Source organism: Stenotrophomonas sp. GD03777, from assembly GCF_029842485.1.
GTDB classification, from domain to species: domain Bacteria; phylum Pseudomonadota; class Gammaproteobacteria; order Xanthomonadales; family Xanthomonadaceae; genus Stenotrophomonas; species Stenotrophomonas sepilia.
Genome location: NZ_JAOCGL010000003.1, coordinates 1 through 12,579 on the forward strand (window position 1 = coordinate 1; position 12,579 = coordinate 12,579).

The window sequence follows — 12,579 nt, forward strand, 5'->3', positions numbered from 1 at the left end:
GCGGCAACCTGCAGTGCAGCCTCGCCACGGGCCACGATCACCACGTTGACGCCCTCGCGCACCAGCGCACGCGCGCAGCCCAGGCCCAAGCCCTTGCTTGCGCCGCAGACCAGTGCCCAGCGGCCGTTGATACCCAGATCCATGCGTCAATCCCGTGGAATGAGGAAGGCGCTCATTGTCCGCCATCGGCCGGTGACAGGCCGGCAACGAAGTGTTGCAGGGCGCTGGCCACCTCGTCGGCATGGCCGAGGAAGGGCGCGTGGCCGCCATGGGCGATGGTCAGCGCCTGCGCACCCGGGGCCAATGCCGCAGCGGCCTGCATCGCCGCCGGAGACACCAGCCGGTCGCGCTGGCCGGCGATCCACAGGCTGGGTTTGCCCAGTGTTGGCAATGCGCCGCGCAGGTCGGTGCTTTCCAGCAGGCGCAGGCCTTCCAGCAGGGCCCGTTCGGTGGGCGCGCCGCGCTCAACCAGGCGTTGGCGCAGCGTGCGCAGCTCCTCGCGGGCGTGCGCCGAGCCCATCACATCCAGCGCCAGGAAGCGTTCCAGGGTGCCACCGAAATCGGTCGCCAGCTCGCGCCCGAACTGCTCGAAGACCGCCGGCTCCACCGCATGCGGCCAGTCGTGGCCGCGCACGAAGCGCGGCGTGGCCGCGATCATCGCCAGCCCGCGCACTTTCGGAAGCGTTGCGGCGGCGTGCAGTGCGAACAGGCCGCCCAGTGACCAGCCGCACCACACCGCCGGCGGCGTGGCCGCGGCAATGGCGTTCACCACGAACGGCAGGCGCAACGGCGTGGTGTCTTCGCGGCTGTGGCCATGGCCCGGCAGATCAACCAGATGCAGGGTGAACCGGTCGGCCAGGCGCTGCACCAAGGGTGCGAACACACCGCCCTGCAGGGCCCAGCCATGGATCAGTACCAGGTCCGGCCCCTGGCCGGTGACGTCGATATGCATGGGAAAACGACAGCAGGCTCAGGCAAAGACAGGCAATGGCGGTGGCGCGGCGTCACGCACCGCCAGATCCACGCGATCGCGCGCGCTGGCGATCGCGTCCACCAGGCCACGCACCTGTTCCGGCGTGTGCAGGGCGGACAGGGTCACACGCAGGCGCGCCTTGCCTTCGGGCACCGTGGGCGGACGGATCGCGCCGACCAGCCAACCAGCCTGCTCCAGTGCCTTGGACATCGCCACGGCGTGGTGATCGTCACCACACAGCAGCGGTTGGATCGGCGTTTCCGAAGCCATCAGGTCCAGGCCATGGCGGCGTGCCTCGCTGCGGAACAGCGCGATCAGGTCGGTCAGTTTCGAGCGGCGCCAGTTGTCACGGCGTGCCAGGCGCACCGCTTCCAGTGCAGCGGCGGCCAGCGGTGGCGGCATCGCCGTGGTGTAGATGTAGGGGCGTGCGGTTTCAGCCAGGTGCTCGACCAGATCGTCGCGGCCCAGCACCAGCGCGCCGGAACCGCCCAGTGCCTTGCCCAGCGTGACCAGCTGAAGCGGCACATCGTCCACGCCCAGCCCGGCGGCGGCCACGGCACCACGGCCGTCACCGACCACGCCTACGCCGTGCGCATCGTCCACATAGAACAGCGCCTGCTGCAGGCGTGCCACAAGCGACAATGCACGCAGCGGTGCGATGTCGCCATCCATGCTGAAGACACCATCGGTGGCCAGCATCGCCGCGCCGTCGGGCGCGTGCTTGAGCTGGCGCATCGCGCCTTCGGCATCAAGGTGCGGATAACGGCGCAGGCGCGCACCGGCCAGCCGCGTCGCATCCAAGAGGCTGGCGTGGTTGAGCTTGTCCTGCACGCAGACATCACTCTCTTCGCTCAGCAGTGCCTGCTGCACGGCCAGGTTGGCGGCGAAGCCACTACCGAACAGCAGCGCGCGCGGGTAGCCCAGCCACTCCGCCACTTCGCGCTCCAGCGCGTCATGCAGGGCGTGGTGGCCGCAGACCAGATGCGATGCACCGGCGCCGGTGCCTTCGCGTGCGGCGGCATCCTGCAGCGCGTTGACCACGCTGAACTGCTGGGCCAGGCCCAGATAATCATTGCTGCAGAAGCCGGTCAGCCACTGGCCGTCCACTTCCAGGCGGACGCCATCACGACGGTTGACCGTGCGCCGCGTGCGGCGACGGCCTTGGGCATCGCGCAGGGCGCGCTGGGCGTGGAGGCGGGCGGTCAGGTCGGGGCGGGCCATGGCGGCTGAATGCGGCGACGGGGCGGCTAGGGTAGCGCGTTGCCGCGACGCCTGCTTGTACCCCGTCTCAGGCCGCGTGAGCGCAGCCGCAGCCGGGCGCATCGGCGCTGATGTCGGCGTGCACTGTACCGCCGTGATCGTGGCCCTCGGCATCCACCTGCACCGCCATCGGTTGCAGTCCCAGCCGGGCGAACAGGGCCAGGTCGCGCTCACTCTCCGGGTTGCCGGTGGTCAGCAGCTTGTCGCCGTAGAAGATCGAATTGGCACCGGCCAGGAAGCACAGCGCCTGCAGTTCGTCACTCATGGCTTCGCGCCCGGCCGACAGCCGCACCATCGAGCGCGGCATGGCGATGCGTGCCACCGCGATCATGCGCACGAATTCGAACGGGTCCAGCTCCGCGCTGCCATGCAGCGGGGTGCCCGCCACCTGCACCAGCCTGTTGATCGGCACCGAATCGGGATGCGCCGGCAGCGTGGCCAGCGCCAGCAGCAGGCCAACGCGCTGCGCGCGCGTCTCGCCCATGCCGACAATGCCGCCGCAGCAGGTCTTCAGGCCGGCCTCGCGCACGTGCTCCAGCGTGTCCAGGCGGTCCTGGTACTGGCGCGTGTGGATGATCGAATCGTAGTAGTCCGGTGCGGTGTCGAGGTTGTGGTTGTAGTAGTCCAGGCCGGCGTCCTTCAGCGCGCGTGCCTGTTCGCCACTGAGCATGCCCAGCGTGGCGCAGGTCTCCAGGCCCAGCGCCTTCACCCCGGCGATCATCGCCGCTACCTTCGGGATGTCGCGGTCCTTCGGTGATCGCCACGCGGCACCCATGCAGAAACGCGACGCACCGGCGGCCTTGGCCTGGCGGGCCTTGGCCAGCACCGCATCGGTGTCCATCAGCTTCTGAGCGTTCACCCCGGTGCTGTAGCGCTGCGCCTGAGGGCAGTACGCGCAGTCTTCCGGGCAGCCTCCGGTCTTCACCGACAGCAGCGTGGAGACCTGCACCTGCGCCGGGTCGAAGTGCTCACGGTGGACCGCCGCGGCGCGGAACAGCAGCTCGGGCAACGGCAGGTCGAACAGGGCCTGCAGTTCGTCGTGTTGCCAGTCGTGGCGGATGGCAGCAGCCATGGCGGACCTTGGGTACGAGTGGAGCGAGGGCGGCAGTGTGGGGGGGTGGGTGAGTGCTGTCAACCAAATTCTATATAGAAAAGTTTACATTGAGCGGCCGCCATGAATGGGCGCTACGGTGTAAGTTCATTGCTGCATACGGACGCGCGAGTACATGCCATGAACAGCTACCAGACCTATCCGATCCGCCGCGACGCGGTGCTGTGCAGCCTGGCCGCACTTCCTGACGGCGGCCTGCGCGTGGTGCTGGATGATCTGCGTCAGGCCGATGCGCCGGGGCAGTGGAAGAATCACACCTTCGTGACCTTCAAGGACTACGCGGCGGGGGAGCTCGATCCGGCGATGCTGCCGAAGGAGGAACTTGAAGCATTCGGTCACTATGTCTTGGTTCGCTTGTTGGCGATAAACGGTTGCCTGCGTGATACGGACGAAGGTCCTGACAGCGATGTCCCTCTCACCGACCAGTAGCGGCAAAGCACCGCCGCGCTGACCGATGGAGGCATCGCCCGGATCGATGCGCAACTGCGTTTCCACTGCGATGGACAGTTCCGAACATCGCCTGCATCGTGGGGAACGCGATGTCGCTGGACCCGCAGCGCCACCCCGGCATTGCCGATGTCTTCTACGCCCAGCGTGTGCGCGAACGGGTTGCGCGCGGTGTACTGGAAGCGCGGGGTGAAAAAGCGCCGGTGGCGGGAGCGCCTGCGCGTCCAGCGATGTACGCACGGGGCAGGCAGTCGGGACGACCCGTATCGGGGCATTTCACCGCATCCTGCAAGGCCTTCAGCCACAGTAGCCGCTGTCCGCTCGCACCCGCCGCATCCAGACTGTCCTGCATGACCGATCTCAATCGCCTCCGCGGCCGCATCACCGCGCTGGTTCTCAGTGAGGCCTGGCGCCGCCGTGCCGCGCTCTGGGGCGGTGCTGTGGCCGTAGCGCTGGTGGCCATCCTGTTTGCCAAGGCCAGCGACGCGGCCTTCCATCTGTTCCAGCGCATCACCGCGCACTCGCCGTGGTGGGCCCTGCTGCTCACGCCCGGCATCTTCGCGTTGCTGGCCTGGCTGACCGCGGGTGCGCTCAAACCCACCCGCGGCAGTGGCATTCCGCAGGTCATTGCCGCACTGGACAGGCCGGACGAGTCCTTCCGCAAGACCAACCTGTCGCCCGCGGTCTCGGCGGGCAAGCTGCTGCTGACCTCGCTGTCCCTGCTCGGTGGCGCGTCCGTTGGTCGCGAGGGCCCGACCGTGCATGTGGGCGCGAGCCTGATGTACCTGTTCGGCCGCTGGTTCGGCTTCAAGGACCCGCGCGAACTCTCGCACTTCCTGCTGGCCGGGGGCGCGGCCGGCATCGCGGCGGCGTTCAACACACCGCTGGCCGGCATCGTCTTCGCCATCGAGGAGCTCAGCGGCCGCTTCGAGCATCGCTTCTCCGGCACCCTGCTGACCGCAGTGATCGTCGGTGGCGTGGTCTCGCTGGGCCTGCTCGGCAACTACACCTACTTCGGCCATGTGAGTGCGCGCCTGCCGCTCGGCCAGGGCTGGCTGGCGATCCTGCTGTGCGGCGCAGTGGCCGGATTGCTGGGCGGATTGTTCGCGCGCGCGGTGTTGGCCAGTGCGGCGGGCCGCCCCCGTTGGCTCGGGCAACTGCGGCAGCGGCATCCCGTGTTGCTGGCCGCAGGCTGCGGGCTGGTGGTGGTGCTGCTGGCCCTGGCGTTCGGAGAAGGCGCATTCGGCACCGGCTACGAACAGGCGCGCAGCCTGGTGCAGGGGCAGGCGATGGTGGGCCACGAGTTCGGTCTGGTGAAGCTGCTGGCGAATCTGGCGTCCTACGTGGCGGGCATCCCCGGCGGCCTGTTCTCGCCGGCGCTGGCGGTCGGTGCCGGTCTTGGGCATAACCTGGCGATGTTGATGCCGGGCGTGGATCCGCGTGCGTTCGTGCTGCTGGGCATGTGTGCCTACCTGACCGGCGTCACCCAGGCCCCGCTGACCTCGGCGGTGATCTCGCTGGAGCTGACCGACAGTGGTGATCTGCTCCTGCCGATCCTGGCCACGGTGCTGATCGCGCGCGGCGTGTCCGGGCTGGTGTGCCGCGTGCCGATCTACCGTGGGTTGGCGGAGCTGTTGATGGTGCCGAAAACGGCTGGAGATGTGGCTGTCAAGGCGCCTGCCGTGCGAACCTCCCGCACCCGTGAAAATGGAGATGATTAGGAGCAATGCAGCCTGGAGTCGCAATGTTCATCCCACAGGAGCTGTTGGCGACGTTACGGTGCTACTTCGTCACCGATGATGGCTCGCTTCCGGAAGTGGAGCTCGCGTACCGTGAGGCCGCCGGAACGGCCGATGCGTTCGCCTATCTGTTTGCCTGCGGTGCCCGCGCCGCGGGTTCTGGAAGCGTGCAACTCTGGCACCGTGCAGAAGATCGTGGTCAGCCGTTCATGGGACCGGGCGACGCGCGAAGCGTTATCCAGGACGAAGTGGAACCCTTCCATGTCGGTCTTGCAGACATTGCCTGTGGCGGCGTTCTTCTGCCAGAACTGGGTGTTCTCGTCATGCGCCATGGGTTGACGCTCGATTACCACATGGGAGCGTCATGGGGCCAGCGGGAGGTCCAGGCCTTCCTGCTCCTTCTGCACCAGTTGCAGCGGCAGGGGGGCGTGATGACCGTTCCCTGGTGGGGTGAAGAGGGCCAGCACAGGTTCGAAACCGCGTTGGCAGCCGTTGAGATGTCTTGAGCGGGTTTGCCGCAAGGCAGGCACGCAACGGATAGACAACGATCATTGCTTCAATCAATGCGATCAATCAGCCCTCCATTTTCACTCCGGCAGTGAAGCTGATTCCGCGCTGCACCGTCTACCCGATGCCACGCGCGACGCAGAAGATGCATCGACACCGGGGCTGCACCCGGACCCGCATCGAGAGCACCATGATCAACTGCCGTATCCGCAGCCTGGCGGCTGCCCTCCTGGCTCTGACCAGTTCCCCCGCGCTGGCGATGTCCGGCGCGCCCATGCTGCCCAGCGAGCGCAGCATCGGTACCCTCGAACCGGTGGCGCGTCTCGAGGGTGCCATGCCCACCAGCGTGGCGGTATCTGAAACCGGGCGCATCTTCCTCAACTTCCCGCGCTGGGGCGATGACGTGAGCTACAGCGTGGCCGAATGGCGCGACGGCCGCGCCGTTCCCTATCCGGATGCGCGCATCAACAGCGCGGACGGAGCCGACCCGGCTGCACACTTCATCAGCGTGCAGAGCGTGGTGGCCGATGGCCAGGGCCGGCTGTGGGTGTTGGACACTGCAGCGCCCGGATTCTCCGCACCGCAGGCCGGTGGCGCCAAGCTGGTGGCGATCGATCTGGCTACCAATACCGTGGCCAGGACACTGGTGTTCCCGGCCAACGTCATCGACGCGCGCACCTACGTCAACGATGTGCGCTTCGACTTCCGGGTCGGCCGCGAGGGCGTGGCCTACGTGACCGACTCGTCGCTGAGCGGTATCGGCGGCATCATCGTGATCGACCTCGCTACTGGCGTCGCGTCCAAGCGACTGGTCGGCCACGTATCAACCTCGGCCGATCCCGCCTTCGTGCCGATCGTGGAGGGGCAGCAGATGCGGCTGCGCAACGCGGATGGTTCGACGCAGCCGTTCACCGTGGCCGCCGATGGCATCGCCCTGTCGCCCGATGGCGCCACGCTGTTCTACACGCCCTTGTCCAGCCGTCATCTGTACAGCGTGCCGACCGCGCTGCTGCGCGATCCGAAGGTGAGTGAAGCGGAACTGGCGGCCGCGGTGGTCGACCACGGCGACAAGGGCGCCTCCGATGGCATGGAGATGGACGCCAACGGGCGGTTGTATGCCAGCGACTACGAGCACAACGCGATCCATGCCCGCGACGCGCAGGGGCGATGGACGACCGTGGTTCACGACCCGCGCATCCTGTGGCCGGATACGTTGTCGATGGGGCCGGACGGCTATCTGTACTTCACCGCCAACCAGCTGCACCGCCAAGCCGGATTCAATGGCGGCGTTGATCGGCGGCAGGCGCCGTACATGGTGTACCGCACGCGGGTGGATGCCGCGCCGGCGCCCACGAGATGAAGTGATCCGGTAGAGCGGTGAAAGTTCCTACGGCCCACTGGGAACACAGCCGATGGCATCGCGCCATCGAGGTGCTCACGCTGCAACGTATGCCTGCCTTTACCCCCGCCGCCTGGAGCCTGCAGGCCGTGCTTCGCCTGCTGCTGCCATTGCGCTGCCTGGTCTGTGACGACCCAGGCCATGATGGCCTTGACCTATGCCGCGCCTGCCTCGCCGAACTACCCTGGGCCGGCCGCGCCTGCCTGCGTTGCGCGCTGCCGCTGCCGGACGCCGCCCTGATCGTCTGCGGCAGCTGCCGCGAGGAAGCGCCACCGCAGACGGCCACTCATGCCAGCCTGTTGTACCTGCCGCCAGTGGACCAACTGCTGGTGCGCTACAAGTTCCATCAGGACCTGGCGGCTGGCCGCCTGCTGGCGCAGTTGATGCAGCGGGCCCCGCCCGCCTGGTCATGCCCACCACTGGCGCCGGTACCCCTGCACCGCCGCCGCCTGCGCCAACGCGGCTACAACCAGGCCGCCGAGCTGTGCCGGCTGCTGCCGTTGCCGGTCTGGCATGGGCTGTACCGGCGGCGGCATACCGCACCGCAGTCCGAACGAACGGCCGAGCAACGCAGGGAAAACCTGTTCGATGCGTTCGATGTACGCGGTCCGGTGCCACCCCGATTGACCGTGGTTGACGATGTGATGACCACCGGCAGCACCGTGATGGAAATCGCCGAGACGTTGCGGCTGGCGGGTGCCAGGGACGTGCGGGCATGGGTGTGCGCACGGGTGCCGTGACGACGGGAGCGATTGACATCGCATGACGGCAGCTGAAGGATGCCCATCCTTCAGCGCGCGGTGCTCGACTGCATCGCCGCAATGGGTGCACGGATGCAAAGACCCTATCACTCTGCCAGGCATTTGATTGAAGCTGGAATAATTACGGAGAATTCTGGGTCAAAAGCCGCTCGGCAGGCATTTCAGGATATTGGGCGGGCTATTCTTACAAAACCAATAAAAACTTTTGATCACGTAATGGTTCAAGGCGGGCAGCCGGTTAAAGGCTTTTATGGGAAAATTAACGGAGAGGACGTTGTTATCTTTGTGGCGAAGGAGCCTCGCGGCATGATAGCGGCTGGAGATATTGTTACAGCGATCAAGCCATCCCCGCAGCAGATCAAGAATTTCGGACTATGATAACGAAAGGCAGCCTCGGAATATATTGGGCCATTCCAGACCAGTCTGGTCGTGTTGTTTATCAGGAGGAGGTATGCGGAACTATTTTCTACGGGTATTGGAGTTGTGGTTCGATTGGCGAATTTGGCAAGAATAGGGCCTCGTTTGAGGACATATGGAGTGGTCGCGTCGATGTGAGATTCAGGGAGTGGGAGGGGCAAGGTATGAGCAATTTGTCCGCCGAAGTTAAGATAAATTCCTGGCCTGATGAGGACGAGTGGTTGATATGCATTAGGCGATCACTGGAATGGTTTGTTGAGGGGGGCGCAATCATTTCCTGGTGTGGATCGGAACTGAGTAGCCCCTCCTTGGATGTGTTCTCATCAGTGGATAGCTCTGGTTCGGTATATGCCGCATATAGTGAACGTATCGGCTTTGTTTGTGGTTCGGGATTGAATTGTGAGTATCAGGATGTAAGTCCTTCGGAACTTGAACGTTTTAATAGGCTTGTTCTGGGGGCGGTGTAGATCTACTCATATTCTTGCATTTGGGGCGGGGTCGTTAGAGGTGGATGGATCTATAAGCTCGGATCAGATGCTCCAGAGCTGACAGCAGTATTTGTGAAGTAATTTATATATGAATTTTAGAATCAATGAAGGTGTACGCTTGTTGGAGGATATTCCTTCAGTGGGAATTTATCGTGGCAGTCTCGGGGTGGTAGTTGCCGTACTCTCCGAGCCAGAGGAAGCCTATGAGGTTGAGTTCTGCGATGGGGGCGGCGCAACAATTGCGCAGATTTCACTAAGGTCAGCGCAGTTTGAGGTCATGAGGTGATGAGCCTTGTTCTGCTGACCGATCCCGCGCCAGGATCAATGGCAGTGGCATCAGCCCCACCCGGCTCACCGTCGCTGGCGAAATGGGGCGCCGGGCGACGCGAAGAAGAACGACAGCTGTTGTCTATTGATGAGATCGGAGCAATTTCGTCCATGGCAGCGCCGGCCCACGACGAACCCGCCAACGATCACCGTCATCTCCCCCTTCATCTCGAACGGCTACGATGAACCCGGTTCCGGATCGAAGGAGTGGCCATGAATTCCCCCTTGTCTCCCCTGTTGTCGGCAATCGGCCGTAGCTGGTGGATCCTCCTGCTGTATGGCCTGGTCGCTCTTGGCTTCGGCATCGTCGCCATCGGCTGGCCATTGTCGGCGGCCATGGCATTGGCCTGGACGCTCGGCGTGATGGCCATCGTCGAGGGCGTCATCAGCCTGTTCGCCCTGATCAGTGGCGGTAGCGGCGCGTCGCGCGGCTGGCTGGCGCTGTACGCCCTCGCCTCGCTGGGCTTCGGCATCCTGGCGGTGATCAATCCGCTGGCCACCGCCAGCGTGCTGGTGCTGTTCCTGGCGGCGTGGCTGCTGGTGGCCGGCATCTATCGCATCGTGTTCGCGATCCGCGTGCGCAAGCAGATCCAGGGCGAATGGTTGCTGATCCTCAGCGGCGTGCTGGCCGTGGTGCTGGGCCTGCTGTTTGCGGCGAATCCATATGCCGGCGTGGCGGTAACTACGCTGTGGATCGGCATCGGCAGCCTGCTGTACGGCCTGCTGCAGGTGCTGGTGGCATTCAAGCTGCGGAAGCTGAAGTGAGGGCTGCGCTTCCGCTGTTGCTGGGCGTGGCCTTGACCCTGGCCGGCTGCATGCCGGGCGCCACGCCCGGTGGCTTGGCAGGGAAGGATCACGTGCCGCGCCCTGGCGTGGATGTGCGCCTGAGCGCGGTGGACGCCTCCGGCAAAGGCAAGCCGGCGCAATGGCAAGGCGAAACCCTGGCCCTGCGCGAGCCGCCGATCGCCGGCAGCGCCGACATTGCCGATGTGCGCTACGTGCTGGATCAGGACAAGCAACCTGGCCTGCAGATCCGCTTTCGACACGAAGCGCACCAGCGCATCCACTATGGCACGGAAGCACTGGTGGGCCAGCGCGCGGCGCTCAGCGTGGACGGCCGCGTGCTGATGGTGGCGACGGTGAAAGGCCCGTTCGGTGAATCGATGATGCTGAGCGGATTGCCGAGCATCGCCGAGGCGCAGGCGTTGGCGAAGCACATCACCGGTCAGTGACGGGCGCGCCAACACCAACGCGTTGCGCGCGGAGGTCGACCAAGGTCGACCGCTACCGGGCGAACCGTGCCTCGATCTCCTCCAGCGACTTGCCCTTGGTCTCCGGCAGCCAGAACGCGGCTACCAAGAAGAACACGAAGGTGCACGCCGCCCAGAACACGAACATGCTGGCGTAGCCGTAGTGGCCCACCGTGGGCAGGAAGATGGCGGCGATGGTGGTCGACACGAACTGGTTGATCAGCAGCGCGATGCTCATGCCATTGGAACGGATGCGGTTCGGCATCAGCTCCGACAGTGCCAGCCACACGCACACGCCGGGGCCGACCGCGAAGAACGCGACGAACACCAGGATGCAGGCGGCCACGGCCCAGCCGTGTGCCGGTGGCGGCACCGGGCCGATGCGGGCCTGTTCGACGCGCAGCGGCGCCTGCGCGGCACTGGCGGGGTCGGCGAACGGGTTCAGATGCAACTTGCGGAAGAATGCGCCGATCACGCTGTCCGGCTGTACGGTGCCGGTGCGGTCGATACGCAGTTCGCGATCAATCAGGTTGTCGCTGCGCACGGCGCGCACATTGGTGAAGTCGCCGTAGGCGTACGACACGGTCAGCTGCAGCGGCCGGCCCTCGCTGTCGATGCCAGCACCGAGGCGCTGCCACTGGGCTTCATCCAGCACCAGCTGCAGGCCATCGCCGTTGACCGCCGCCTGCAACTGCGGCTGCACATCAGCGCGACCGCGCTCGGCCTGGAAGAACAGCGTGGCCGCGGCCAGCAGGGCCACGCAGATACCACCGCTGCCGAGCATCAGCAGGAACTTGCGGCCCTTGCGGTCGACCAGCAGCAACGCGACCACGGTCATCACCGCATTCAGCAGCTTGATCGCCACGTCGGCGCCGTTGGCCACTGAACCGGACAGGCCGGCCTGATTGAGGATGTTCACCGCGTAGGCCAGTACCGAGTTGATGCCGGTGGCCTGGGTGCAGGCCAGCACGACGCAGGCGAGCAGGAACGGCACCACGTAGCGGCGGCTGAGCAGTGGATCGCGCTTGCTGTGGCTGCTGCTCGATTCCGGCGCCTGGATCTGCGCAAGGGTGGGCTCCACATCGGCAGCGGGCAGTACGCGCTGCAGGCTGCGGCGGGCTTCATCAATGCGGCCCCGGCGTACCAGCCAGCGTGGCGATTCGGACAGCCAGAAGATGCCCGCGCAGAACAGCAGGCCCGGCGCCAGGCAGGTCCAGAAGATGGTGCGCCAGGCGTGGTCCTTCACCGTGAACAGCTCCTGCGCCTGCTGTGCCAGCGGCAGCGAGCGCACGGTTTCGGCGGCGGCATCCACGGCGTGGGCGTGGTACAGGCCGATCAGGGCTGCCAGCACCAGGCCAACGGTCAGCAGCAGCTGGAACATCGCGGCGCCGCGCCCGCGTCGCTCGGGGCTGAGCACTTCGGCCAGGTACAGCGGAATCACTACACCGATCAAACCGCCACTGATGCCCTGCAGCAGGCGGCCCAGCAGCAGCGGCGTGTAACCGGAGGCCAGCGCCATGATCGGAATCGAGGCGGTGAACAGCAGGCCGGCCAGCAGCATCGCGCCGCGGCGGCCGATCAGGTCGGCGATCATGCCGGCGAACAGCGAGGACAGCACGCTGCCCAGCAGTACCGCGGCCACCACGAAGCCAAGCTGCTGGCTGCTGAGCTGCCAGGCGTGGCTGGCGGTGGCTTCAAGATAGGGCAGGGCGCCGGCGATGATGCCGATGTCGATGCCGTACAGCAGGCCACCGAGGCCGCCGATGAAGAGCAGGTAACGTACGGGCCAGCGCGGAGCGGTGCTTGCAGTCATCGGCAGTTCCTGTGGTAGCGCCGGGCCAGGCCAGGCGGCGGTTCGTCGCAGAGTGCATTCTGTAGAGCCGAGCCATGCTCGGCTGCT

At 65.8% G+C, this 12,579-nt stretch carries 13 protein-coding genes; 8 read left to right on the top strand and 5 right to left on the bottom strand.

Annotation, left to right across the window (positions count from 1 at the left end; genetic code table 11):
• The 4 genes from N5E02_RS01450 to bioB all read right to left on the bottom strand — a co-directional run.
• A partial coding sequence (locus tag N5E02_RS01450) for an SDR family NAD(P)-dependent oxidoreductase (protein WP_279945779.1) occupies positions 1 to 143 on the bottom strand: 143 nt, incomplete at its 3' end.
• Between the two features lie 29 nt (positions 144 to 172).
• Positions 173 to 952, bottom strand: a complete 780-nt coding sequence (gene bioH, locus N5E02_RS01455; protein WP_065177890.1) for a pimeloyl-ACP methyl ester esterase BioH — start codon at positions 950 to 952, stop codon at positions 173 to 175.
• Between the two features lie 18 nt (positions 953 to 970).
• Positions 971 to 2,194 carry an 8-amino-7-oxononanoate synthase gene (gene bioF / locus N5E02_RS01460; protein ID WP_279945767.1) on the bottom strand — a complete coding sequence of 408 codons (1,224 nt, stop codon included), beginning with the start codon at positions 2,192 to 2,194 and terminating at the stop codon, positions 971 to 973.
• A 67-nt stretch (positions 2,195 to 2,261) separates the two neighbouring features.
• Complete coding sequence (gene bioB, locus N5E02_RS01465; RefSeq protein ID WP_005420125.1) at positions 2,262 to 3,305, bottom strand: biotin synthase BioB; 1,044 nt, start codon at positions 3,303 to 3,305, stop codon at positions 2,262 to 2,264.
• Positions 3,306 to 3,464: 159 nt separating this feature from the next.
• Here bioB and N5E02_RS01470 point away from each other — a divergent pair, with 159 nt between their 5' ends.
• From N5E02_RS01470 to N5E02_RS01505, 8 genes are all read left to right on the top strand, one after another.
• Complete coding sequence (locus tag N5E02_RS01470; RefSeq protein WP_095378218.1) at positions 3,465 to 3,773, top strand: hypothetical protein; 309 nt, start codon at positions 3,465 to 3,467, stop codon at positions 3,771 to 3,773.
• 368 nt (positions 3,774 to 4,141) lie between these two features.
• Positions 4,142 to 5,512, top strand: coding sequence for a chloride channel protein (locus N5E02_RS01475; RefSeq protein WP_279945768.1), 1,371 nt, complete (start codon positions 4,142 to 4,144; stop codon positions 5,510 to 5,512).
• A 23-nt stretch (positions 5,513 to 5,535) separates the two neighbouring features.
• Entirely contained in the window at positions 5,536 to 6,036 is a 501-nt protein-coding gene (locus tag N5E02_RS01480) for a hypothetical protein (RefSeq protein ID WP_279945769.1), read from the top strand.
• A gap of 191 nt (positions 6,037 to 6,227) precedes the next feature.
• Positions 6,228 to 7,397, top strand: coding sequence for an L-dopachrome tautomerase-related protein (locus N5E02_RS01485; protein ID WP_171956203.1), 1,170 nt, complete (start codon positions 6,228 to 6,230; stop codon positions 7,395 to 7,397).
• A gap of 89 nt (positions 7,398 to 7,486) precedes the next feature.
• Complete coding sequence (locus tag N5E02_RS01490) at positions 7,487 to 8,176, top strand: ComF family protein (RefSeq protein WP_235648996.1); 690 nt, start codon at positions 7,487 to 7,489, stop codon at positions 8,174 to 8,176.
• 39 nt (positions 8,177 to 8,215) lie between these two features.
• Complete coding sequence (locus N5E02_RS01495; RefSeq protein ID WP_235648997.1) at positions 8,216 to 8,575, top strand: hypothetical protein; 360 nt, start codon at positions 8,216 to 8,218, stop codon at positions 8,573 to 8,575.
• A gap of 1,067 nt (positions 8,576 to 9,642) precedes the next feature.
• Complete coding sequence (locus N5E02_RS01500; RefSeq protein ID WP_049404389.1) at positions 9,643 to 10,194, top strand: HdeD family acid-resistance protein; 552 nt, start codon at positions 9,643 to 9,645, stop codon at positions 10,192 to 10,194.
• Positions 10,191 to 10,661 carry a hypothetical protein gene (locus tag N5E02_RS01505; RefSeq protein ID WP_235648998.1) on the top strand — a complete coding sequence of 157 codons (471 nt, stop codon included), beginning with the start codon at positions 10,191 to 10,193 and terminating at the stop codon, positions 10,659 to 10,661. Before N5E02_RS01500 ends, N5E02_RS01505 begins: the two co-directional genes overlap by 4 nt.
• 52 nt (positions 10,662 to 10,713) lie before the next feature.
• Here the strand turns inward: N5E02_RS01505 and N5E02_RS01510 are convergent, their stop codons facing one another.
• Positions 10,714 to 12,492, bottom strand: a complete 1,779-nt coding sequence (locus N5E02_RS01510; RefSeq protein WP_164092994.1) for an MFS transporter — start codon at positions 12,490 to 12,492, stop codon at positions 10,714 to 10,716.
• Positions 12,493 to 12,579 lie beyond the last annotated feature (87 nt).

Bases quoted from the DNA above. Each gene is read 5' to 3' on its own strand.
- N5E02_RS01475 (WP_279945768.1), top strand. From the start codon at position 4,142: ATGACCGATCTCAATCGCCTCCGCGGCCGCATCACCGCGCTGGTTCTC.
- N5E02_RS01490 (WP_235648996.1), top strand. From the start codon at position 7,487: ATGCCTGCCTTTACCCCCGCCGCCTGGAGCCTGCAGGCCGTGCTTCGC.
- bioB (WP_005420125.1), bottom strand. From the start codon at position 3,305: ATGGCTGCTGCCATCCGCCACGACTGGCAACACGACGAACTGCAGGCC.
- N5E02_RS01495 (WP_235648997.1), top strand. From the start codon at position 8,216: ATGCCCATCCTTCAGCGCGCGGTGCTCGACTGCATCGCCGCAATGGGT.
- N5E02_RS01470 (WP_095378218.1), top strand. From the start codon at position 3,465: ATGAACAGCTACCAGACCTATCCGATCCGCCGCGACGCGGTGCTGTGC.
- bioF (WP_279945767.1), bottom strand. From the start codon at position 2,194: ATGGCCCGCCCCGACCTGACCGCCCGCCTCCACGCCCAGCGCGCCCTG.
- N5E02_RS01510 (WP_164092994.1), bottom strand. From the start codon at position 12,492: ATGACTGCAAGCACCGCTCCGCGCTGGCCCGTACGTTACCTGCTCTTC.
- N5E02_RS01485 (WP_171956203.1), top strand. From the start codon at position 6,228: ATGATCAACTGCCGTATCCGCAGCCTGGCGGCTGCCCTCCTGGCTCTG.
- N5E02_RS01480 (WP_279945769.1), top strand. From the start codon at position 5,536: ATGTTCATCCCACAGGAGCTGTTGGCGACGTTACGGTGCTACTTCGTC.
- bioH (WP_065177890.1), bottom strand. From the start codon at position 952: ATGCATATCGACGTCACCGGCCAGGGGCCGGACCTGGTACTGATCCAT.
- N5E02_RS01500 (WP_049404389.1), top strand. From the start codon at position 9,643: ATGAATTCCCCCTTGTCTCCCCTGTTGTCGGCAATCGGCCGTAGCTGG.